Origin of the sequence: Mangrovivirga cuniculi (genome assembly GCF_005166025.1) — a bacterium.
Taxonomy (GTDB): Bacteria; Bacteroidota; Bacteroidia; order Cytophagales; family Cyclobacteriaceae; genus Mangrovivirga; species Mangrovivirga cuniculi.
The window spans coordinates 2085644-2111892 of sequence record NZ_CP028923.1 but is presented as its reverse complement, the minus strand read 5'-3'; the positions used below and the strand labels follow the sequence as shown (position 1 = coordinate 2111892).

At 36.2% G+C, this 26249-nt stretch carries 14 protein-coding genes and 1 tRNA gene; 2 read left to right on the top strand and 13 right to left on the bottom strand.

Annotation, left to right across the window (positions count from 1 at the left end):
• Positions 1-64: 64 nt before the first annotated feature.
• From DCC35_RS09265 to DCC35_RS09215, 11 genes are all read right to left on the bottom strand, one after another.
• The gene (locus tag DCC35_RS09265; protein WP_137090520.1) at positions 65-3658 is read right to left on the bottom strand and encodes a two-component regulator propeller domain-containing protein; all 3594 of its coding nucleotides are present in this window, start codon (positions 3656-3658) and stop codon (positions 65-67) included.
• Between the two features lie 191 nt (positions 3659-3849).
• The gene (locus tag DCC35_RS09260) at positions 3850-4098 is read right to left on the bottom strand and encodes a two-component regulator propeller domain-containing protein (RefSeq protein WP_175402772.1); all 249 of its coding nucleotides are present in this window, start codon (positions 4096-4098) and stop codon (positions 3850-3852) included.
• Between the two features lie 66 nt (positions 4099-4164).
• Positions 4165-5346, bottom strand: coding sequence for an AGE family epimerase/isomerase (locus tag DCC35_RS09255; RefSeq protein ID WP_137090518.1), 1182 nt, complete (start codon positions 5344-5346; stop codon positions 4165-4167).
• A gap of 20 nt (positions 5347-5366) precedes the next feature.
• Positions 5367-6791, bottom strand: coding sequence for an MFS transporter (locus DCC35_RS09250; protein ID WP_137090517.1), 1425 nt, complete (start codon positions 6789-6791; stop codon positions 5367-5369).
• The gene (locus tag DCC35_RS09245; RefSeq protein ID WP_317129007.1) at positions 6775-7947 is read right to left on the bottom strand and encodes a glycoside hydrolase family 130 protein; all 1173 of its coding nucleotides are present in this window, start codon (positions 7945-7947) and stop codon (positions 6775-6777) included. Before DCC35_RS09245 ends, DCC35_RS09250 begins: the two co-directional genes overlap by 17 nt.
• Before the next feature lie 168 nt (positions 7948-8115).
• Positions 8116-10740 carry a T9SS type A sorting domain-containing protein gene (locus DCC35_RS09240; RefSeq protein WP_137090515.1) on the bottom strand — a complete coding sequence of 875 codons (2625 nt, stop codon included), beginning with the start codon at positions 10738-10740 and terminating at the stop codon, positions 8116-8118.
• Positions 10737-11867 carry a glycoside hydrolase family 26 protein gene (locus tag DCC35_RS09235; RefSeq protein WP_137090514.1) on the bottom strand — a complete coding sequence of 377 codons (1131 nt, stop codon included), beginning with the start codon at positions 11865-11867 and terminating at the stop codon, positions 10737-10739. The genes DCC35_RS09240 and DCC35_RS09235 overlap by 4 nt, the downstream gene beginning before the upstream one ends.
• A gap of 75 nt (positions 11868-11942) precedes the next feature.
• The gene (locus tag DCC35_RS09230) at positions 11943-12953 is read right to left on the bottom strand and encodes a hypothetical protein (RefSeq protein ID WP_137090513.1); all 1011 of its coding nucleotides are present in this window, start codon (positions 12951-12953) and stop codon (positions 11943-11945) included.
• Positions 12954-12983: 30 nt separating this feature from the next.
• Positions 12984-14624: a RagB/SusD family nutrient uptake outer membrane protein gene (locus tag DCC35_RS09225; protein ID WP_137090512.1), complete on the bottom strand. Its 1641-nt coding sequence runs from the start codon at positions 14622-14624 to the stop codon at positions 12984-12986.
• Between the two features lie 5 nt (positions 14625-14629).
• A complete protein-coding gene (locus DCC35_RS09220) occupies positions 14630-17680 on the bottom strand; it encodes a SusC/RagA family TonB-linked outer membrane protein (protein ID WP_137090511.1) in 3051 nt (1016 codons plus the stop codon).
• A 428-nt stretch (positions 17681-18108) separates the two neighbouring features.
• Positions 18109-18182: transfer RNA gene (locus DCC35_RS09215), tRNA-Ile, on the bottom strand.
• 88 nt (positions 18183-18270) lie between these two features.
• Here DCC35_RS09215 and DCC35_RS09210 point away from each other — a divergent pair.
• Positions 18271-18888, top strand: coding sequence for an HAD family hydrolase (locus DCC35_RS09210; protein WP_137090510.1), 618 nt, complete (start codon positions 18271-18273; stop codon positions 18886-18888).
• Complete coding sequence (locus DCC35_RS09205) at positions 18878-20017, top strand: site-2 protease family protein (RefSeq protein ID WP_137090509.1); 1140 nt, start codon at positions 18878-18880, stop codon at positions 20015-20017. The genes DCC35_RS09210 and DCC35_RS09205 overlap by 11 nt, the downstream gene beginning before the upstream one ends.
• A gap of 16 nt (positions 20018-20033) precedes the next feature.
• Here the strand turns inward: DCC35_RS09205 and DCC35_RS09200 are convergent, their stop codons facing one another.
• Entirely contained in the window at positions 20034-20966 is a 933-nt protein-coding gene (locus DCC35_RS09200) for a PorP/SprF family type IX secretion system membrane protein (protein ID WP_137090508.1), read from the bottom strand.
• A 19-nt stretch (positions 20967-20985) separates the two neighbouring features.
• Positions 20986-26181 carry a gliding motility-associated C-terminal domain-containing protein gene (locus DCC35_RS09195; RefSeq protein WP_137090507.1) on the bottom strand — a complete coding sequence of 1732 codons (5196 nt, stop codon included), beginning with the start codon at positions 26179-26181 and terminating at the stop codon, positions 20986-20988.
• Between the last annotated feature and the right edge of the window lie 68 nt (positions 26182-26249).

Sequence of the window (26249 nt, the reverse complement as noted above, 5' to 3'; positions counted from 1 at the left end):
ACGAAATTCTTTAAATTTAAAGCACTTTAAGGAGGTCATATCTACCAAATTTGATAGGTGAATTTTACAATTGGTCTTCATTCTGGTTTAAACCATCATGCGTTTCTTCTTTATAGTTTGATGGATTGACCTTAAATTGCTTTTTAAAACACTTCCTGAAATATTGAAGATCAGAAAACCCACAAAGATATGTTGTTTCAGAAACTGTGTACTCTCCTGTTTTAAGTAATTGAGCTGCCCTTTTCAGGCGAATATTCCTTATAAATTCATTACCTGAAAGCCCTAACATAGCTTTTAATTTTCTATATAACTGCATCCTGCTTAATCCTACGTCCTTTCCAAGATCTTCAACGGAGTAGTCAGAATTAGACATATTTTTTTCTATGCTATCTAATGCTGTTTGTATGAAAGCTTCATCTGATGAGGTAAAAGAAACCATACCTGGTTCTAACTGAAGGTCATTTCTGTCATTAAAAATTTCACGTAACTTTTTCCTCTGCCGAATTAAATTATTCACTCGTACTTTTAATAAACTACTGGAAAAAGGCTTTGAAATGTAATCATCCGCTCCACTTTCGTATCCTTCAGTTTCAAAGATTAAAGATGTACGTGCAGTAAGTAAAATAACCGGAATATGAGAGGTTTTTGTATTTGTTTTCAGGTTTTTACATAGAGCAATCCCATCCATGACAGGCATCATCACATCGCTAATCACCAAATCAGGGACTTCATCAATTGCAAGCTCAAGAGCCTCTTCACCATTTGATGCTTCTAAAACAATATACTTTCCTAAAAACGTAGATTTAATAAATGACCTGACATCAATATTATCTTCTACTATAAGGATTTTATCCAGATCTTTTATATCAACATTGTTAACTTCAACTTCATTAGAAACTACTCCTTCTAAACTCAATGCGTCATCCAGGTATTTTTCGATTCTTTCACTATTTTTAAAATCGTCAATTATCTGGTCATCATTAAAATGTCCTCGACCTTTCTTTATGGTAATTTTAAATTGCGTTAGCTCATTTTGTATACTATTAAAAGTAATTTCCGCATGATGCAAACGAACCAGGCTATTAACCAGTGCTAATCCTATACCAGTTCCTTCAAATTCTGTTTCACCAGAATAAAATCTTGTGAATATCTTATCAAAATTTTCCTTTGGAATACCAATCCCATTATCCTCTACAATCAGGTCAACAGTTTCCTGGTTTTCAATTATTTTAATCGTTACCTCCCCACCTTTGGGTGTATTTTTAAAAGAATTAGAAAGTAAGTTGTATAAGATTTTTTCAAATTGATCTCTGTCAAAATAAAGATCAATTATATTGGAAGAACTGTAAATATCGAATTCAATACCTAATTCTTCAGCCCTGGAATCAAACGATAATTTAATCTCTTTAACAAATTTCACAAAATTCCCTTCTGCCACATTAATCTTTAGGTTACCCGATTCTGCTTTACGGAAATCTAATAATTGATTTATTAGCCTAAGAAGCCTCGAAGTATTTCCTCTAACGATCTTAAGTTGTTTTTTCGTGAAATTATCTGTGCTTGCCTCAATAAGATTTTCAACAGGACCTAAAATCAAAGTGAGAGGAGTTCTGAACTCATGAGACACATTAGTAAAAAATTGAAGCTTGGCTTTATTAGTACTTTCAAGGCTCTCTCTTTCAAGCCTTGCAAGTTTTAAATTATTCTTATAAGTAGTTCTGGCTATAATTAGATATCTGAACCCGACTAATAGCAATATAAAACATACACTAAATAATATATATGCCCAGATAGTTTTCCACCAGGGAGGCAAAATTTTAATAGATAATTCTGCCGGATTTTCTGACCAGTCACTTCCATTAATGGAAGCCCTGACCCGAAAGGTATAATCACCGGGTTTTAAGGTTGTAAATGATATGAATCTTTCTTTCCCTAAAAACACCCAATTATTATTCAAATTAGACATTTGATAGGCGTAAACTATGTCATTTTGAGAGGTAAAATTTATACCTGTAAAATGGATCGTAAAAAAATTCTGGTTATTTTCCAGGGCTATATCTTTAGTATATAGCAGGCTATTTTTAAGTATATCGTGATTCCCTCCTATTGTAAGTGGTTCATGAAATAAACTGACTCCAGAAAGATAGACATTCGGAGAATTACTGTCTGTCTTTATTTCATAGGGATTAAAAAGATTAAAGCCGTTATTCCCTCCAAATACTAATCGCCCATCCGAAAGTTTATATGAACTTCTAGGCATAAACTGATAGCCTTGCAATCCATCATCTACATCAAAATTCTGAAACGTCTTTAGTACGGGGTCAAATTTACATATTCCCCTGTTTGTACTAATCCAAATATTACTTTTATTATCCTCAAGTAGACCAACAATCACATTATTGGGTAAACCATCTTTTGTTGTAAATAATTTAAATGAATCAGTTTCTCTATCGTAGAGATTGAGCCCGGCCCCATTTGTTCCAACCCAAATTCTGTTTTTACTATCCACCAAAACACTATTGAGGGCATTCAGTGCAATTGACTTTTCATCTCCCGCTTTATAATGCTTAAATTTCCCGGATTCAGGATCAAATCTGTCTAACCCTTTAAATTCCGTGACTATTAATAAATCTCCATTGTAATCTTCTGCTATCTGATTTATTGCTGATCCGGCAAAAGATTCAGCGTTCTCAGGATCGTGTGTATAATTTATAAAGTAGTCATTAACCGGATCATATTTACTTATTCCATTTCCCCATGTTCCAATCCAGATATTTTTTTTGGAATCTTCGAAAATCTCATAGACATTGTTATCCGTTATAGAATTCTTATCATTTTCATTGTGAATGTAATGAGTGATTTGACCATCAGGAGAAATCTTATTTAAGCCATTCCCCCACGTACCAATCCAGAGATTTCCTTTGCTATCATATTTTAAGGATAACGTCTTATCACTGGCCAATCCATTATTATTCCTGGTTAATTTTTCAAAAGTATGATTCTGCTCATTATAGATATTTACCCCTCCACCATCAGTTCCTATGACAAGTTTCCCGTTTTGTGTCTCAGTAAAACCTGTAATTTTATCACTCGATAAACTACCGGGTTCATATCCTTTCTTTTTAATGTGATTAAATTGATGTCGGTAAGGATCGTACATGCAGATACCTCCAAGTCGCGTGGATACCCACATTCTTTCTTGATGATCAATAAGAATACTTGTAATTATATTACTCGACAGACTATAAATATCACCAACTGTACTACTATAAGTTTCAAATACTCCATCTCCCTTGTATAGCGATAGTCCATTATCTGTGGCAACCCAAATTTCACCTGCTTCATTTTGAGTAATATCATATATATAATTATCAGGAAGCAAGCTTTCAGGACCTTTGCGAAGAAAAATACTAGATGAATCGGTAAAATCGATAATACTTATTCCCGAATTAAAGTGTCCTGCCCATAAATTATTGTCTTTGTCAAATAATAGCGATATAACCTTTTTTGAACTATATAATTTTGTATTTAAAAGCTCAATTTGATTATTTTTTATGGTGTAAATTCCCTTTTCTGAACCAATAAATAATGATCCATCAGGTCCATTTAATATGCTATGAATAGTTTGATCATTTAATAACTGAAAACTATCCGGCAAATCTATAAAACTGTTTTTTCGAGTGTCGAAAGCAAATAATCCGGCCCCAGTACCTACCCAAAGAATTGAATTTTCTGATATAAAAAGCGAATAAATGATATTAGCATCAGAATTACTTTTTTGCGAAATAGGTCTAAAAGTAAAAAATCGGTTTAATCTTCTATCGTATTTATTTAGCCCATCGTAAGTGCCTATCCAAAGATTACTTGAATCCCCTCGATCAAGGCAAAAATTCTGTTGTTACTTATATTTAATTTCTCCTTATCATTTGAACCATAGGTAAAAGTGGTAAACTCATATCCATCAAATTTATTCAACCCATCATCAGTACCAACCCAGATATACCCCAGTGAATCTTGTATTATGCAGGAAGTGTTCATATTTGAAAGCCCACGTTCCATTCCCATATTTTCAAACCTGATATCGGTCTGAGAAATCACATTTAATGCTGAGAAAAAAAAAGCACTAAGACAAATTAACAAACTGGCTCTCATACACTTATATAACTAATTATTCAATCGCATATAGCATTCAATCATGGCTCTACCGTTGTGATATGGACATTTCCATGGTCCGGCCTTATCCTCTCTTTTATCTATTATCCCCTCTTTGGATATTTTCCAAAACCATTCTCCATTTTCCCTGTCAATAAGGTTATTTTTAATAAAAACCCAGGATTTTGAAACTTGTTCCAAATACTTTTTATTCCCTGACAATTGCCAGGCATTGATTAATCCAACCAGTGCTTCTGCCTGGGGCCACCAATGTTTATCAGAATCTGTGATTCCATTTTCATCTCCTTCATTCATTAGACCGCCATCGTCATCCATTCCATCCAGGGAAGCATTGACCATATCAATAGCAATCTTATGAACCTTTTTAATAACCTCTTCTTCACCAATGATTTCTGCAGCTTCAAATAACAACCAACTACCTTCAATATCATGACCAAAAGAAAACTCATCACTAAGGAGCTTCCAATTTTTATCATAAAATAGATTAAAATGGTAATCGGAAGATACAAACAAATTGATCATTAAGTCAATAAGGCCCTTTAATTTATATTTTAAGTCCTCATCCTTCCATACCCGATATAAATTTGTATAAGCTTCGAGAATATGAAGATGAGTATTCATAGTTTTTTGAGCATTGAGGTCTTTTTCACTTAATCTTACATCTTCCATAGGATTCCATTTCCTATCTAATGCTTCCAAATATCCATTGAAGCTAGAATCAAAAGCTTGCTTTTCGATTAGATTGTAAATATCTATAGAAGTACTTAATGCTTTTTCTTCCTGAGTGATTTTGTAATATTCAGTCAATCCATAAATGGCAAAAGCCTGAGCATATATTTGCTTCTTTGATTCTACAGGATTACCATTAAAATCCAAAAGCCAGTAAACTCCTCCAAAATCCCGGTCTATGAAGTGATCAAGAATATAATGAAAGGCTCTATCCGCTAATTTTCTATATTTTCCGTCAGGAATTAAGTTAAAGCCAGCTGAAAATGTCCATAAAATTCGTGAATTTAATATTACACTTTTATCAGCTTTATTTTGTAGTTGGTTTTCCCCATCGATTCTACCATAAAAACCTCCATGGCTTTTGTCAACCATATTAAAGGACCAATAATCTAATATATTGATGAGTTCATTCTTAAACTCGAAAGGTTTTAAGTCTTCTATCATATAAATCAATCATTTCAAGTCTATGCTGCTACAAAATCCTTTTCTTTCTCTTCGACTAAATCCTGTTTTACTTTTGACATGGTAGACTCATCCAGCTTATATGAGCGAATAAAAAGAAATGCCATTAACGCTCCCAGGCCAGCAATCACACTTATCATAAGTCGAATACCCAGGATAGCCGTTTCTGTCTGTTCAACATTGGGTTCAAAACCAAAGGCGCTAAGCATCCAGCCAGATAGTGCTCCTCCGATTGTCCAACCAAATTTTTGAGACATAGACCCTGATGAAAACACCAGGCCGGTAGCTCGTCTTCCGGTCTTCCATTCAGAATAATCTGCAATATCAGCATACATAGACCATCCAAGGGGCAATACAATCCCTGAACTTATCCCAAGAAGAATATTTAGTCCATAAATAGTGAATATCTGATTCGAGTCAACAAAAAAGAAAATAAAACTGAATATGGCAGAGGTCAATGCTGAAAGAATAAAAGTATTTTTCTTTCCAAAACGAGATGAAAGTGGTTTAGCTAAAACAACACCAACGATATTAGTGGCTAACCAAATAGACATATATGCTGAAGATAAATTTGCAGATGACCATTCATAGGTATTTCCAAAAACATTAACGACCTGATCACCAACTACATATTTGAAGTAGAATAAAATGGATCCATCACGCATCGAAATAAAAATGAGTGTTGAAATATTAGCTCCCAGCATGATAAACCAGGGTTTATTTTTCCAAAGATCCTTTACATCATCCTTAAGCGTTCCGGACTTTTCCTGTTCGGGAATTACACGTTCTCTTGTACCAAGGAATACTAATATAAAAAGCACAACCGCCACGATTGCATATATTGTAATAGTAACATGAAAGCCATCTGCTTCACTGCTACCTTTACTGAAATATTCAATCAATGAGTTTGCCGTGGCGGTAACAAACAATCCTCCTGAAAAAGCACCGATAAATCTCCATGAAGCCAGCGATGTTCGCTGGTCTCCATCATTAGACATCACTCCCATTAAAGAACCATATGGCACATTAATGGCAGTATACACCATCATCATTAAAGTATAAGTAACATATGCATAAACCAGCTTTCCTGATTCATTCAGCTCTGGAGTTGTAAAAGTCAAAACACCTATCAATCCGAATGGTACTGCCACCCAAAGAAGATAGGGTCTGAACTTGCCCCATCTTGTTGTTGTACGATCACTAATAACACCCATGATCGGATCATTGGCTGCATCCCATATCCTGGTTACCAAAAACATAGTTCCCACCGCAGCTGCTGAGATTCCAAACACATCAGTATAAAAAAACAGCATATACATCGAAAACAACTTCCAGAACATAGAAGATGCAAAATCACCAAGTCCGTAAGCTACTTTTTCGGAAACTGGTAATTTTCCTATTATATGTTTCTTATCTAAGCTTTGCATTCTTCATATATTCTAAATTCTTTTTAATCAAATTATTACGTGTTTTAACTGAAGCATAAGAAGTCAATCCATCAGCAGGTGTATTTTTGCAATAATCAATTAATCTCTCAACTGTGCTGGTTGCAACATGCATTCTTGTGTCTGAGGAAGCGTAATAGATATAGACTTCTCCATTTTTCACTATCCATCCATTAGTAAATAGGACATTGGAAACATCGCCAACTCTTTCCTCTCCCTGGGGGGCCATGAAATGACCGGCAGGAGAATAGATAACCTCTGAAGGATCATCCAGAGAAGTCATAAACATATATAATACGTATCTCAGGCCAGCGGCAGTATTTCTTACTCCATGGGCTAAATGAAGCCAACCCTGTTCAGTTTTGATTGGTGCCGGCCCCTGCCCATTTTTCACTTCCTTGATAGTATGATATACTTTTGGATCTATTATTTTCTGATCTTTGACTATTGGAGTTTCAATATCGTCAATCAGTGCCCAGGCAATTCCACCACCACTTCCTGCATCAATAAACCCATCCTGAGGCCTTGTATATAATGCATATTTTCCATTGACAAATTCCGGATGAAGCACGACATTTCTTTGCTGACTATCCCCTGAATCAAGATCGGGCAACCTTTCCCAATCAATTAAATTTTTGGTTCGTGCAATTCCACACTTTGCTTCTGCAACAGATTGATCATATTCTGGCGCATCTTTTGGTCTGCGCTCAGTGCAAAACAGACCGTATATCCAACCATCCTCATGTTTAGTGAGCCTCATATCATATACATTGGTATCAGGTTCATCGGTCTGAGGCAATGTGATGGGATAATCCCAATACCTGAAATTATCAATGCCATTTTCGCTTTGAGCAACTGCAAAAAATGATTTCCTGTCATTGCCTTCTGTCCTGACAACGAGAGTAAATTTATTATCATAAAGCATGGCTCCTGCATTAAATGCAGCATTAATACCCTGCCTTTCAAGCATCAATGGATTTGATTCCGGATTCAAATCATACTTCCAAAAAACAGGCACATGCTCTGAGGTAATTATTGGATGTTTATATCTTTTAAAAACTCCAGTATCTTGTACCACTTCGTTCTTTCTGGAAAGAAGATCTTCATATTCTTTTAAAAGTCTTTTAATTTTATCCATGTGATTGGCAATTTTTTTCTAAAATCTGTACAGGTATAATCTGGTAACTAAGATTGAGGTATTCCCTTAAATATTTTGAATAGCCGGATAAAAGTATCCAATTCGATTCTGGCAGATTCATTATTGAAATTTGAACCACATGAGGTATTTTTATGTATAACTTTTTTCTCATCTTTTAATAAATCTTTTGAATGACTTTTCACTTTTAGAGGTTAATTGAATAATGTAAATTCCAGGGGTATAATCTCCTATATCTAAAGTTTTGATAGGCTTATCATTACTATATCGATCTACTAATTGCCCTCTTGAATTATAGATAGCTATTTGATCAGGAATTTCATTTTGGCGGCTCATATCAAGAGTCAGCCTTTTTTCTACAGGATTTGGATAAATTATTGTTGCGTTTAACTCCTCTTCTATTCCAAGCAAATCATCCTCTACCTCAATATTAAAGGATGTTGAAACACTAGCACCAAATGGATCAACAGCGGTAACAGTTACGACTGAAGAACCTGTCTGGTCATCTTCAAAAATCAAGCTAAGCCCTAAATCTCCAATTGAAAACAAAGGTCTGACGAGGTTATCATTAGTGTTTTCAATTTGAAAAGTTAAATATTGTGGATGCTCTAGATCTGTGAAAATATCTTCAAACCTGATGTAATTGTTGATGTTTTTAACATTACTCAGCTTACTGGTTAAGTCTTCAATGGGCTTAATTACCTCTGGAGGTTGATTCTGTTCAATAAACTCTGAGCCAATTTCATTTATCTTAAAATTTCTGGTTTCATCATTACTGGCCATTAATAATCTGAGATAGCGTCCTGTGACAGGTTCAGTTGTTGTATAAATCACCTCGGTGCTATGCTCATAGGTTTCATCAAAGATTGTTTGCCATACCAAACTATCTTCAGAAACTTGAAACTCAAATGTTGAAACTGATAAGTAATCCCACTGAATAGAAACAAAATTTTGACTCATATTGGATTGGAGATCAATCACGAGTGTATCATAATCAGTGGATTTACTCTCCCAGGCAGTTCCTATATTCCCATCATTTGCATAGACATTGAATTTTTCAAAGGCTTCTGTTGAAGTATAAATTGGTTTAAAGTAAGCTTGATTTTGTTCATTCCCTTCATAAGTACCCAACATTACCACTGACTTAGTTTCTGCGTACCATCCAATATTATCTTCTGCCCGAAAATAAATTTGAGTTAGCCCTGGTTTGGGATCTGCAAATTCCAACTTCACTTCAGAGTTGTTATGAATCACCAGGGTTGTACCTGTTTCGCCAGTTACTTCTTTGATGCTATAATTTAAATCAACACCCTGTTCCTCATCACTAAAGAAGTTTTTAAGATCAAGGTAAACTTCGCTTCCGGTAATATCTTCAACGATAGCTCTGTAGGGAGTTACATTTTTAACCACCTGTGGTATTCTTTCGATATCTATATTAGCTGGTATTACCAGGTCGTCAGGAATTAACTCAGATACCGCATTCAATCCCCTGGAAGTTGTTCCAAAGTCTCTATTAAAGTCAGATGTTGAGGACCAGGACCAGGACATTACTCCTGCATACCCATATTGAACTGCCAATTCATAAGCCCTTTCTACAGAAAACCCGGGGTTTATCCGGCCTGCCACAGTATCGGCAGGAAATTCGCCTATGACTATAGGACCATCAAGTTCCCAATAGGATGCCGGACGATGAAAAGGAGACTGATTCGGACCAAAATGTTCAGGATAAAAATGAACCTGGTAAAAGTCTAAATATCCGTCCTGATCACCACCGATGGTAACTAGGTTTTCTTTCGAATAGTAATTTTTAAAATTATCAACATCTGAGCTTGATCTTATATTCCACGCTCCATTTGAAACCAATGCTTGCGTAGTGTTTCTATGGATAGCACCTGCACACATGTTTACAAACCTCTGAACATCAGACATTTTTATACGTTCAGGAGTCCATCCAAATCTGGTAGTCATTCCTTCTGGCTCATTAAATATTTCCCAGGTCATTACAGCCGGGTGATCCCCTAATAATTCCAATACCGGAATCAATGCATTGTCAACATAAGATTGAATATTAACCGGATCAGTGAGGAGTAATTTCAATGCACTTCTATCCTGATTTTGATTTTGCAGCATATCAAATGACCATAGGCACATACTGATTACTATTCCTTCATCATAAGCCATATCCAATACTTGTTTCATTCCCTGGATAGTTTCCAGATCAATCCCTTCTACAAAACCATTTGCATTGATTACAGGTGTGTTTGCTCCATTTGTATGAAGCCACCAGCGAACAGCATTTCCACCATTTGCAGAAATTGAATCAAACATTTCCTGGTAGTATTTTTTATCCTCCGGTGTGAATTCGTTAAGATCGTTAGCATAGTCTTTCCAGGCTATATTCATACCCGAAACAAATCGCTGCAGAGTTTTGCTTCTTAGGGAGAGTCTGTTTTTACCATAATTGGTAGAATGCCCAAGATAAATATCTACAATATCCGTATCTGTATTTCCCTGGTCGTCCTCAATAATTAAAGTGAATCGATTTTGATTTTCAGTAATTGAGACTTCAAGAAAAATATCATTGCCTATAGTATCGTTTTGATATATCCAGTAATAATTCAGTATAGGATTTTCAGAGATGCTTTGTGAAGCATTCAACGTATAGCTAGCGGGAAAAACTTCAGTCATAACAACAGTATCACGTCCTGCATCCGCCTGTTGCGCTATCAGGCATTGCATGAGGATACTCATTAATAGTATGAATGAAAATCTCATTTATTTTTCTTATAGGGATTTCTGATATCACTGAGAAACATTGTACTCTCGTCTTGCTCAAAGGCAATAAAATCTTTTTCATTATGATGACCTTTATAAGGAACATAGAAATGTTTCATATGAGCATTTCTCCAAACAAGCACCCAGGCTATATTTATATCATTGCCTTTTAAAGGTTCTAGTAATCTTTCTGTATACCAGTTTAGTGGTTTCACAGTATCATTACCAGTTTCACTCAAAGCAGCAACCTTATTCTTCTTTTTGGCTATTTGGGTAATGAGCTTAAGGCTTTTTTGAAAATCTGAAAATTGTTCATCAGGTGATTTATCATTTACAGGGTGCCCCAGGTCCCAATAATTATCCAGACCTATGATGTCGACGTATTCATCTCCGGGATATCCATAATGGTAGCTTTCCATCGTCAGATTCATCCGGCTTCTATCCGGACTGAAGACATAAATTAAATTATGCAGATTCTTCTCGTTCCTCAGGTAATCGACAGTAAATCTCCACAGAGAGATATAATCTTCCTCTTTATTAGTTGATTTACCCCACCAAAACCAATCTCCGTTATGTTCATGAAAAGGCCTGAAAACAATCGGAATCCTGGTAAATAATCCGACTCTGCATTTCTTGATGAATTTTGCAAATTGATCCAGCTTATCCAGATAAGCCTTATGACCGGATCCTCCAGGTAGAATCTCACTTATCCCCGATTCTTTATTCCATGAAGACCCTCCTGTTGATGGATTATCCATATGCCAGGAGATTGTATTTATCCCTCCCTTTTTATAAACATACTTTATTCCTTTGAGAATTTTTTCAAACCGAAAACTATCAATATTAACTTCCTGGCCAAGCTTGCCTATATCCCATCCTATTACAGCCGGGCGATTTCCGGAAACTAATTCGACATCAGACCCATGATTATATTTCCAGTCAATACCGTATAAAAAATCATCCTGATGCCCGAACATAATTTGATCATTCTTTAACGACCCAAGAAACAGGTATAGGTTTTTAGTTTTTTTGGTGGCCTCCTCATCTGTAAGTGAAAGGGTCGATGATTGAGCATGCAAAAGACAACTCGATAAAAGTCCGGCAAGGAAAAATAATATTCTTCTCATAGGAATTGGTAAGTAAAAGCCAGCTCAGTTGAGCCGGCCTTTTATTGATTTGTGCATGAACCGAATTCTGCTTTTTTATTCTATCCAGGGTAACTGCTCTAATGGTCCGTCTGTAACGGAGATTGCATCTAAATGAGCTTCATAATCTCCCATTATAGCCCAATCCTGAGCCATTAGCGCAAATTTGATCATTTGATGATTATAACTTGTCAATGAGAATTCTCTGTCTGTTCCACCCCATGATTGATTTGGAAGTGCCAATCCAGGTATTTCTTCCGCTAAGGTTTCATCGTTACTAAACAATCTAGTTAAGCTTACACTATACAATTTCCATTTACCTTCTGTTGCATCCTGTAGAAATGTGTGGTAAGCCCACTCTCCTGTTGTACCATCTTCAAATTGTGTTTGAAAATCTATGGTGATTGCCGCACTATCTGCACCTGTATTCAACCAGAAATTCAAATGAGGGTCTGCCATTGTAGAAAAGTCTATAAGAGCTTCGTTATCATTGTTTGGATCACTATCCATAGCAGAAGGCCAGTATTTAAAGTCATGCCAGTCCCTGTCCGGATCATCTGCCGCCATTACAAGTGAAATATAACTATCACCTTCGACTGCATCTATTTCGGTGCTGCCATTAAATTCTACCTGTCCTGAAGGATTATAGAAATCAGGTGCAAAAGATTCTGTTCCCGATTCGAAATCAATTAACAATCCAAGACCATTACCGACTCCAAAATCCTGTGCACATTGTGGATCATCAGGATTATCTGTACAGAAGCATTCTGGATTATATTCAAACAGGCAACAGTTATCAGTATCTGTTGTACCATTATCTCCTGTTGTACAATAGCAATCAAGGTCCTGACTTGGAATACAACATTGCTCATCAAACGGATTTTCATCACAAAATGCATCCGGATCTACAGCAAAACATCTTGCATCTGATGGATTCTCAGCACAAAATTGTTCAGGGTTTGAATCAAAAGTGAGCGGATCATCATCGTCATCACAAGAATTCAATATGACCATTGTTCCTAGAACAAGTGTCAGACTCATCAATAAGGTTTTAAATTTCAATTTCATGATTTATAGGTTTATTTAATTTGTTACATTTTAATTATATCCGGGATTTTGAAGTATACCCCAATCCGCTACCTCGAAAGCCGGAATGGGAAAAACCGGAATAGGATTTACAATTGTCAAGCCTGCTGTTCTTTCTCCTCCGGAAACAAATGAGTGATCCAGAATTACTGAACTGGAAGTGCCATACTTCATTTCCATGGTGGCTACGTAACGTCCGGTTCTAACCAGATCCCAAAACCGTAGTTGTTCCATACCAAATTCTCTTCTCCTTTCCAGGTAGATAAAATCAAGTAGTTCTTGTCCTGATGATGGGATAATAGAATTATCAAGTGGTGAAAAACCGGTTAGGGTAAATCCTTCCGGATCATTTACATCAAATCCGCGAGGAAAAGTACTTTGGCTTGCCCGATTTCTTATTTCAGTAAGTCTGAGAATAGATTGAGAAGTATTACCAGTATAATAAGCTGCCTCAGCATTCATTAAAAGGATATCAGCATATCTGAATTTTCGAACATTGTATTCTGAACCTTTTCTCTTACCATCTCCTCCAGATCCCCAGATATCAGGTGGTAAAAGGGCCTTCTTTGGATAGTATCCTGTTTGATTCCTTATGCTTTCAATCATTTCAACTCCGTAGGCATGTTCTCCAATTGCCAATGCTGTATTATGTCTTCGGGGATCATTAGATTCAAAAGAGTTAGCTAAATCTTCAGTCGGAGTATTAAATCCCCAGCCACCCATAAATTGAGGATGCTGGAAAATAGACCATTGGGAACCAACATAAGGTCCTTCATTAAATGGATCAATATCATTATCAATGGCTTGAATTTCAAAGATAGATTCTTCATTGTTTTCACCCATTGGATCAAACAATTCAGCATAATTGGAAACCAATGAATAACTTCCATATTGACCATCAATAAAATCGTCAGTTAACTCCAGAACTTCTTGCCATGTATGCTGATTGGTATTATCTGTACCCAGTTGATACATGATTGCTCTGGCTAAATAAGCAGCTGCTGCTCCTTTATTAGCTCTACCAATCTCTCTTACTCCTTTTACCGGGAGATTTTCTATGGCAAAATTCAGGTCATCTTCAATTTGAAGATAAATTTCATTTATCGGAGTGTTAGTAAAGTCTTTCGCATTGATCTGCTCCGGAGTTACTGGCCTGTCAAATAACGGAACAGGACCAAAGATTCTGACCAGCAAAAAATAACTATATGCTCTGACAAATTTCACTTCGGCTTCAAGCTCCCTGACAACTGCCTCATCAAGCGGTGAATTTTCAAGATTTTTGATGACAAAATTAGCTCTCGCTATTGCTATATAATGCTTGCTCCATAGGACCGACAAATTACTTGATCCTGCTCCTGAGGTGAAGTTTTTTAGAAAAGTAATCCCTGCCTGATCGCCATTAGTAGACCCTTTCTCGGAATCATCAGTACATATATCTCCTATTATAAATTCATATGAATGACCTCCCGAGCCAAGAATTGAGGATTCTCCCCAACCTAATGGATCATATACTGCATTCACAGCTCTGATTGCATTCTCTTCAGAAGTAAAAAAATCTGATTCTGTTATTTCTGTTGTTGGCTCTTCAACAAGATAATCATCACAAGAAGTTATCAATAACAGAAGTATTAAGAATGAATATAATGCTTTCATGAATATTAAAATTTAATGTTCGTACCAAAAATGATTGTCCTTGCCTGAGGATAATTCCCCAGGTCTACCCCATTTCCAAAGGGATCTCCATTAAATGCCAACCCGACTTCAGGATCGAAGCCTGAATAATCTGTAAAGGTTAATAAGTTATCAGCTGATAGATAAAATCTGACTGAGGTAAGTTTGACCTTATTTGTTATCTGATCAGGTAAAGTATAACCTAACTGTATATTCCGTAATCTTAGAAAAGAACCATCTTCAATAAACCTGTCACTAAACCAGTCATTTTGAGTGATCGACTCTGTTAGTCTTGGGACAGTATTTGATGAGCCGGGACCTGTCCATGCGTTTTCTACCCTGGACTTCAATAGATTATTTTCAATTACATCAGAACCCTCATAGTAATAAGTCATTATATTGGCTATTTCATTTCCCTGACTTCCCATAAATGAAGCACTAAAATCGAAATTCTTGAATCCTGCATTCAAGTAAAATCCATATGTGAAATCAGGAATAGGGCTACCTAGTAAAACGGCATCCTGAACAGTAATTTCACCATCACCGTTGTGGTCTAACCATTTTACGTCTCCAGGCATTGCCCTGGGTTGAGCACCATGAGCATCTATTTCTTCTTGTGACTGAAAAATTCCTTGTGATTTCAATCCATAAAATGCACCAAATTCTCCTCCAACTACAGTGCGAGTAGCTGGTATTTGAGTTTTAGGTTCGTATGCTGCTCCCTGAATATTATCAGCAGCTCCTATAGCAGTAACTTCATTATCAATAAATGATATATTTCCTCCGACATTAAAAGTAAAGGATTCAATTTCCTGTCTGAAATCAAGAGTAATTTCGAGACCTTTATTTGTCATTGAGCCTGCATTGGAAGTAGGAGCTTGTGCTCCTGCAAAAACAGGTGCCGGAACAAAACGCGAGTCAACTAATAAATCTTTTGTGTCTTTTATATAATACTCAGTAGTTAAAGACAACTTGTTATCCAGAAAATAAAAATCCAGTCCGAAATTGGTCATTCGAGAAACTTCCCAGGTAATATTTTCTGATGGTATAAAGGTTGGTGCATAACCCTGGTAAGGAGTATTATTATCAAATGCATATTGCCAACCCGGACTCAAAACAGAATAGAATGCATACGGTTGGATGGGTTCCTGATTTCCTACTTCTCCCCAGCCTGTCCGTATTTTCATCCCGGTAATGACTTTTGTTTCAGGAAAAAAAGATTCCCTATCAACATTCCAGCCTACCGAAAATGAGGGGAAAGTTCCCCATCTGTTCTCTTCAGGGAATTTACTTGACCCATCCCTTCGAATAGTTGCTGTAACCAGGTATTTGCTATCGTAAGAATAAACAGCTCTTGCAAAATATGACATCAAATTAAAAGCTCTTTCCCTGTATGGATCTGATACCCCTGTAGAGTCTGCAAAAATTTGCTCAGTAACATTGCTGGCATCACTTTGATAAATTTCAAAACCTAAAACAGCATTTATACTATGTGCATTTATTGTTTTATCATATGAAAGAGTATTGGAATTTTGTAATACATTTAAATTATTAGTCTGAACCTGAAGTTCTTCGGTTGTATTTGTTTCCTGTGGATTGATAATTGGCAATCCGTTTTCATCAAGATTTTTACTTTCCACAGTCGTATAAACCGGTGTTAGAAAATTCCCTACGATATCTCTGTTATCCCAAGTTACATTACTTTTAAAAGTAAGAGATCTGGAAATCTCATAGGACAACCCAAAAGTTGGTTGTATTCTTTCAGATTCCTGAACTCTGAACTGACTTATATAGGCTAGTCTGGCAGGATTTTCAATATCAGTCAAATTTGTTCTATCCCAATTGCCAGTAATAGGGTCCCTGATAGGATTAACAGGGTCTTTTCTAATAGCTGTACCTAAAACACTTGAATAAGTTCCCTGGTTGTAAACAGTGTTTTCATTTAATGAATACTTTATTCCTCCTGATAATTTGAGTTTTTTAGTAGCATTAAATTCCAATTGAATATTTGCCTGTGATCTTTTTCCATAAGAATTCACCACAATACCGTCCTGCTTAAAATAAGTTCCTCCTATACTATATCTTAATTTCTTAAAGCCTCCTCTGACACTTACATCATAAGATTGAATGGGTGCATTTTGAAGTACCTCATCCTGCCAGTCTGTGCCATCGTTATTTCCTGACAAAGTCTGCTGAATCCACGATCTCAAATCTTCAGACTCTATATCACTAAGTTGTCCGCCTTTAAGGTCCAGGTATGTCTTGGCATATCCTTGTGCATCCAGTAAATCAATTGTTCTCCAGGCCGTTTGAGTCCCGTAGTAGCTATTAAATTCTACCTGCACTCCGGTGGGCAATCCTTGTTTTGTTGTTACGATAACAACTCCATTCGCTCCTCTGGAACCATAAATAGCAGTGGCCGAAGCATCCTTTAATATTTCAATATTTTCTATATCATTAGGTGATATGTTACTTATATCTCCTGTTAAAAATCCATCAACTACGTAAAGAGGATTTGAATTAGAAAATGATCCAATACCCCGGACTCTAATGCTAGTTCCGGAGCCGGGAGCTCCGGAATTAGTGGTAACCTGCACTCCCGCAACCTTTCCCTGAATAGCTCTACCGATATCCACAGTTGCTAATTTTTGAATTTGTTCCGGATCGACAGATCCTACAGATCCGGTAAGATCACTTTTCTTAACCTCTCCATATCCGACGACTACCACCTCGTTAAGCAATTCTATATTTTCCTGGAGAATGATGTCAAAATTTGTCTGATCACCAACCTGAACTCTTTTAGTATCGAATCCAATATAAGTGATAACTAATACCGACTCTTCAGAAGGGACTTCTAAAGAAAAGCTCCCATCAATACCTGCTGTAGTTCCAATCTGCGTTCCTTCTACATGGATAGTAGCACCGATCAATCCATCTCCTTCAGAATCCCTGACGCTACCTGAAATTGATCGCTGAGCCATGATCAATTGCATATGGAATAATAATAAAATAGTAAAGACTATATATTTGGCTTTCATGTTTATAGGTAATTAATGTAAGCAATTAAGGCAATGATAAGACATAGCCCTATTATGATTAACTCAAGAAAGAAAAGTTTTCTCAACTTTCTTTTATTAGTTACTTCTGTTTTTTCCGGACTATTTTTTATGTCTTTCATAAGTGTTTCAAAAACTGATACAACAATTATACAAGGTGATTTTTTCAAAATACAACGAGCATTTTCACAAAAACAGAGGGTTATTTTATCAGGTGATTGTGCGGACAGATATTGCAGAAATTGAAATATTTACCCTTGCTAACTATGTTATTTAAGTCTCAGGCTATTTTTAAAAGGGAAATTGGGGACATAAAAATTGATAGCTATGAGGATATACAGATAGATTAGAAGTGCAAAAACTATGAGGCATAAAAAAGCCCCACATATATTTGTGGAGCTTAATTTTTGTGGGCCCTGCTGGGCTCGAACCAGCGGCCACCTGATTATGAGTCAGGTGCTCTAACCAACTGAGCTAAGGGCCCGAAAAGCCTTTGTTACATCAGCTTTGAATTGGGAATGCAATGTTACATATTTGCAGTATAAAATCCCAAACTGATTAAAGAAAAATTAATGATTCAAAACATAATATTTGATCTCGGTGGTGTTATAATCAACCTAGACACCGACTTAACCTACTCTAAACTAGTATCTTATTGCAATGGAAATGTCGATGTAGCTAAATCGAGAATTTTTAATTCTAAAATAACAGAACGGTACGAATTGGGTGAAATAACCGATGATCAATTCAGAGATGAGATGAGAGAGATATTAAATCACAATTTAAGTGATGAAGATTTAGACAATGCATGGAATGCAATGTTACTGGATATACCACACCAGAGATTATCCTTGCTCGAAAAATTAAAGGATGATTATTCATTATATCTCATGAGTAATACATCTCCTATTCACATTGATGGAGTAAATGAAGTGTTAAAAAGAACTGCAGATATAAATGATATCAGTTCATTTTTTGACAGAACATATTATTCTTTTACTATGAAAAAGAGAAAACCTAATCCGGAGGTTTTTCAGCAAATATTAGAAGAAAATGATCTGGAGCCTTCTGAAACTTTATATTTTGACGACCTGAAACAAAACATAAACTCAGCCCAACAATTAGGAATTAATGCTATCCACGTTGACGGACCTGAAGTCCTAATTAATTATTTTAATCATGACAGGTAATCACTTTTCTGCAAAAGATATAATAAAGCATTTAGCATTATTTTTATTGACCTTTGGAGCTGCGGTACTTGCCGGGGTTTTCTGGGTAAAAGGCAAGCCTGTTAGTATGATAACAGAATGGACCGGACATGATTGGTACTCCGGATTCATGTATGCATGGCCCTTTCTGCTTTTTCTGACTGTTCATGAATTTGGCCACTTTTTTACTGCCATTAAGCATAAGGTAAAAACCACTCTCCCATTTTATATTCCCTTCCCTCCTCTCCCTTATTTGCTTCCAATTACCATTGGGACAATGGGTGCGGTTATCAGGTTAAAAGGACTGGTAAAAAGCCGAAAAGAATATTTTGATATCGGTGTAGCAGGCCCTCTGGCTGGTTTTGTAATTGCTTTTGGCTTATTATGGTATGGATATACACACCTTCCACCTCAGGAATATCAATATGAAATACACCCTGAATATAATGTGGAGGGAAAAGGCTTTAACTTCAGACCAGAAGCAGATGAGAATACAATAGACATTTTAGTTGGCGATAATCTTCTGTCATTATTCTTCGAAAATTATGTTGTCGATCAACCAGAATTGCTACCAAATAAGCACGAATTATTTCATTATCCGTTTTTATTTGTTGGCTATCTCGCTTTAATATTTACAGCTCTTAATTTATTACCAATAGGGCAATTAGATGGAGGACATGTCTTATTTGGACTTTTTGGAAGGAAATTACAAGGCAAACTTTCCCTGGGCTTTTATCTACTGTTTATTCTTTATGCGGGTATAGGATTTATAAATAGCAGACAGGGCATTTCAGATCTGATGCTGGCCGTCCCTCTATATCTTTTATTCCTGTATTTTATAATGGGAAGGGTATCAAAAGACCCGATGACCAAGATCATCATAGCAATAGGCATATACACTGTTCAATACTTCATAAATTTTTACTTTCCCGATATAAAGGGCTATTCAGGCTGGTTATTTTTTGGATTAATTATCGGAAGATTCATAGGTATATATCATCCTCCGGCAATATATAATAAACCTTTATCTCCCTGGAGAAAAGTAATTGGGTGGATAGCAATATTTATTTTTATAATATCATTCAGCCCTCAACCACTTGTTATCGCTTGATTTCTGTAGATAAATATTATCTAAGGAAATAAGACGGGCAAGGCATCGACTTATGACTGTTGTCGATATTTACGCCATATTGAATGATGAATTCGTGAGAACCCCTGTTAAATTGGTTCAAATCACTGAATACATAGTCGTATGCATAACCAAAACTCCATTCTCTGGTAGCCTGAATCTGGAAGAAGGTGACTAGGGATCTACCGGTACGATAGGATGTTCCCAGATTTAATCTTCCATAAAGAATAAAATTTAAGTTAAAATCAGTTCCTACAGGAGCCCCCTCCTGAATTCTTAACAAGACACTCGGTCTTATCAGTAAATTCTGTGACACAGGGAATACATGACCTCCTGTTAAAAAATAATAGCGTCTTTCAATTGATTCAGTAACAGTACTGATATCATTTTTATCAAAAGTGTTATTATGAAGAATATAAGGCACAGACAATCCTACATAGGATGAATTATTGTGCCAATATGCTCCGGCACCAAAATTTGGATTAAACGAATTATTTACTCCCTGAAGGTTTGGATCTGTAATATCATCCAGAGTAAGTCTTGAATAATCGGAATTCAGATTATTAAAACCAGCCTGTAATCCCATGGATAGAGTACCTCCCATCGTCTTAACTTTATAAGAATAGGCTGCATATACTCCAATATCAGAATGAATTCCAACTCTGTCATTAGTAATCATCAGACCAAGACCAATGTTTTTCTTTGAAAGTTTTGAATCAACTGCGAATGAGAGAGTCTTCGGAGCCCCATCCATATTGATCCATTGATCCCTGTATGAAGCAATACCATGAATAGTTTCATGCACCCCGGCATAAGCCGGATTTATGGCCATACCGTTAAACATGTACTGCGAAAACACAGGTCTTTGCTGAGCTTTCATTCCTATTAAAGAAATGAAAGCAATGGCTAATATTAAAGTTGATTTTTTCATTATAATTGCTGGCGTTTTTTTATCTCACTAGTTCCAGATAACCATTTTTTGGTTCGGAACCATCTCCTTTATCTATCACATAAAAATATGTTCCTATCGGTAGTTTTTTACCTCCTGCATAAATACCGCGATTTCCAGTTCCTCTAAAGTTATTGCCTAATGTATCATCAACCGATTGGCACTGTGCATCTGGATCAGAATCATTGGTATAACCATCTGTTTCATATACAAGATCACCGTACCTGTTGAATATTTTCACGTTATTGTTTTCAAAACACTCGATACAGTCGATAATGAAATGATCATTCTTACCATCTTCGTTTGCAGAAACACCATTGTAAACAAATATGTCTGGTTCGATAACCACATCTGTCGAATCTGCACAACCAAATACAGTAGTAACTTCGACATTGTACAATCCTGAAGAAATATTGATCAAATCAGATCCAAAGCTATATACACCACCCATATCCCATCGAATTGATTCTACATCAACATCATTTGTCACAACTGCTCTTGCAAAGCCATTACTATAATCACAAGCGGCTGGCTGAGCTCTGACGTAGAATTCAGGATAAACTCTTTCATCTGGTACAAAAGCATATACCGCTTCACTTCTACAAGAAGTAGCCCGGTTTATTGAAACAACTGTATAATCACCAATATCAAACATATCAAAAGTCTGACCGGTATAGTAATGATCTATTGTATCCAGTTCTTCCGAACCATCAACCAGATCATACCATTCGAATTTATAATCATCTTGATTTTCGGTAGTTGGTACATAAGCATTCAGTATACCATCAGGCTCGATACAATTCTCCCTTCCTTTAACTAATTCAGGAATTACAGTTGGATAAACTCTGGCATCTTCTACAATAGCTGTAGTAGTAGCCTCACAATAATTCTGAGTGTTAGTCGCTGTAACCGTATAGGTCCCATTTAACAAATTATATACTTCCGACCCAGTTGCAATTAATGTTTGATTGCCTTGATCATCTGTTGTTGTCCATTCAAATGAATGCAAGAATATATCTCCATTTGTAACTCGTACTTCAGCTTGTCCATCAGGGTCTCTAGGACTACAAACAGTCAAAGGATTAGTTCCTTCAGCTTCTATTACCGGATTAACTTCTGTATCCAGTACCTCGATCTCTTCAGATTTACAATTATACGCAGGATTACCATTCTCATCTAATTGAATTAATGAGACTCGATAATCAGACGGAGGAAGTTGTCTGTAAAGATATGTTTGATTAGCAGGATCTCCTGAATATGGTACTACAAAGGAATTTCCTTCCTCGTCAATACGCTCTAATCGGTAAGTAAATTCAAATGGATAATTAAAGTTTGTATTCGCAAGTGACACAGAAACCCTTCCACTATCTACAAAACAGAATGGATCATCGTGCTTATTTGTTCTTAAAACATATTCATCAAGCGTTGGAATATCAATGAATGAAACTATGCTATCCTGGCAACCATTATTTGGATTAGTAACAATCGCCGAATAAAAACCTGATGGATAATTATTTAATTGACTTTGAGTAACCTCAGTATCAGTTAAATTCAGGTCTTCAACAGTTTCATCATTTTCAATATCACCAGCAAACCATTGGAAATCATATTGTTGAGTAGAAGTTAATGTAATTCTTCCCTCTGCATTCAGACAGTTAGCATTTAAAATACTTTCGTCGATTGAATTTGGATAAACAGCATCATCATCTACCTCTACCGTTTCAGGAAGAGATAAACACTCATTATCATAATTTTGCTGAGCTATAATGGTATAAGAATTCGGTTCAAGTCCAGCTAAATTCAATCCTGTTGGTTCTCCAACCAATACGAAGTCAGCTTCATTTATATCTTTTTGATTTTCTCCTACAAATACATAATAAGTATAATCAGTTTGATTATATCCCGGAGGAATGTTAGTGACATTTCCAGATACTTCACCATCAAATGGAGTACAATTTTCTGACGCTTCAGCATCTGGATCAATAATCGGAGTAAGAGTTGTAGCATCAACGCTATATGGCTCTGTTGTTTTACAATTATCTGCAGGATTTAACACCTCTACTATATAATTTCCTGGAGAAACATTATCAACAACTGATCCTGTAGCAAACAATCTATCAGAGGTTACCGGTTCTGTAGTACCGTAATACCATGAGAATTGAGCACCTGGTACAGTTTGGCCGTTAGAATATTCTGCAGTAACTGTTACAGGCGATAAAAAGCATGTATTCTCAACTCCATCAGTTATTTCTAAATCAACTTCAGCTATATTATTATCAACAATAACCGAATCATTAGCCTGACATTGCGTAGTAGGATTCACAACATTCAAATAGTATTTCCCTGCCTCAACCTCATTAACATTTTGGTTATTACTTATCAGGGTATTTTCTTCATTTGTCCAGGTAAAATCATAATCTAATGGATTCTGGTTTATACCACCGATCAATCTACCATTAGCTGGATCACACCTTGTTTGAGGTTCTGAATCCAGATTTAATCCTGGATAGACTCTTTGGTCAGAAACTGAGGCACTAGTGATTTCAAAACAACCAGTAGTTTTATTTATAACTTTAACAGTATAATCTGATTCATCTATATTTTCCAATAACTGACCAACACCTACAAGAGTAGTATTGTCCTGAACGAATTCATCATTATACCAATAAAAATCAAAATCATCATCATCAGCAGTTGGAACAGTTGCTCTAAGTGCACCATTTGGACTCACACAATTAGTCAATGGTGATATTTCTTCGATGTCTGCTGAGAAAAATTCAGCTTGCAAACCAATTTCTACTTCAACTGTGTCAGACTGACACCCAAAGCGATCATTAATTGCATATACACTATACGTTCCTTCAGCCAGATTTGGATAAGTTCTCTGAGTAAAATCCGCATTTCCGGTTACTGGTGTTGGCCCATCGAACCATCTATAACTATAACCAGAAGTTTGCACATTCCCATTTATAATAACATTTGCTCTGGCTGCACCATTATCCGGGTAAGCAGGATCACAATTAATATTGTCTTTTAATTTCTCTGCTTCAAGTGGGAAAGGTAATGCAGGAACTGGTTGAGCCCCAACATTATTAGTATAATCGGTTTCTAATATTATCGTGGAAGGATAATTAATTGGAACACCACTTGTTCCATTATCATTAATAGCAATATATAAGTCGACTATGGCCGCTCCTGTACCTTGGACCGGTGCATCATTTACCGTAAATACGTCGTTTTGATTTAAATTATTTATGGGGACGGATATTGAATTTAATCGCCGTGCTCCACTCACTGTCGGATCTCCATCGTAAAAGGTGACATCCAGATTATCATTAAAAGGAATATCTGAAAGATTGGTAATATCAAATGAAACCGTGAAATCTGTTTCAGGGCAGGTTGGAGAATTATAATTGATTGAGTTTTCATCAATCGCTAAGTCCAGCGCCGAAATAACATCTACTATTATAAATACTGTTTCCACAGCACCTATTTCATTGATTATCTGTACTTCGACAGTATCTTTTCCATAATACGTTTTTGAAGCAGTATAGGTAAAGCAGGAATCAGTAGCTGGTGTAAATTGAACTTCTTCACCATTACCTGAACTTGTTACATCATTAACAAGATTAGGAGGGGCACAACTTTCTCCCCATATACACATATCAACAGTATTCCCCTGAACTACACCCTGGTAACCAGGTGTAGCAAGGTCAGCATCAAAATCATAAATAGAAGTATAAACTTTATCTCCCGTTTCATTATAATAGTACGGGTCAATGGTTTCAATTTTACTACCAAAACCTGATAAGAAACCATACGTTCCTGTACCACTGGCTCCGGTCATATATCCTACCTGAAGAAATTCGTCTGAAGTTATTATCAGATTATCCTGACTTCTCACATGTTGAGTTGGGAAAGACACAGCATAATAATCTGGTCTGCCATTAACCGGATAAACAGAAACACCTGAATATGAAGAATATGATTGCCCATTATATGTTAATGAAGATAATCCTTCCTGAGGAATCACTATATTGATTCGCTGTTTCTGCGAATAGTTTTTAAATGGAACAAACTCTATATATTTACTACCTGCACAAAATAAAGGAGGAACAATCGCCATACCGACCTCATCCCTTACCCTTCCGGGATCTGATCCACTCACCTGGTAAACATATATAGGATTATTAGAAGTAATATAATGACCTCGACCCACATCAGTATAAGGACCGCCCAGCATGAAGTTATAATACTCCCCTTCGTTGATAACTGCAACAGGAGTTGCTGATCCGTCAATAAAAATTTCTGTATTGTCTTCAGTTGCTACAATAATACTATATTCATACTCAGGGTCATTTTCACCCCTCATTACTATATATTCACTTCCTATTCTTTCAATTGGCACAAGCTGATCTGCTCCACCTTCAGCAGAAGTAGTACCTGGAGGCCCATCAATTCTGGTATGCTCTGAACCTGAATTAACCACGATACTTTTACCGTTAGTAGTAACTTTAGTTCCGGTGATATGCTGTAAAGGCCCTTCCCCACGAACCAAATAAGTTTCTCCTTCATTTAAAGTAACTGAATGAGTTTTAGTTCCGAGACCTGCAAAATCATAGGTATATGATGCAGGTAATTCAAATGTTACAATTGTGTTATCTTCAGTAGCCATCACAGAAATAAAGTGGTGTTCTTTACCCCTGGCATATTGACGATCCATATTTATGGTTTGCGAACCAGCGTAAAATAAAGTTCCCAGAGCTTGTTTACCTTTTAAAGTCACAATATTCTGGTTATTAACAGCAGCTAATCTATACGTTACCTGAACAGGATAATCTGATTCAACGATTAAACCTTTGGAATTTTCTACCTGGTTAAGATTAAGTGTCATTCCTAAAGTAGGACTTAATGCCATATTTGCCGGCTGGCCAGGTCTAACCACAAAATTTTGATCTACCGCACCATCTACAGTATAAACTCTGACATTTGCTACGGGAAATTTGGTTGTAATCAAAAATTCAGATCTCGCATTAAGATTAGGCTGATTTGCATTCCAAACCGGTGGGAACCAAAGTTTAGTATCAAATTGAGCATATCCTGAAAAAGACAAACAAGCTAAGACAAACAAGGTAAGTACCTTGAGGGTTAGCAAGTTAAAAAATTTGTCTCCTTTATTTTTATAAAAAATATTCATCGGAGTTAAATATTATTTGGTCTAAAAGTCTATTTATCCTTAGTATTTAGGAGTTTATCCTAAATTAT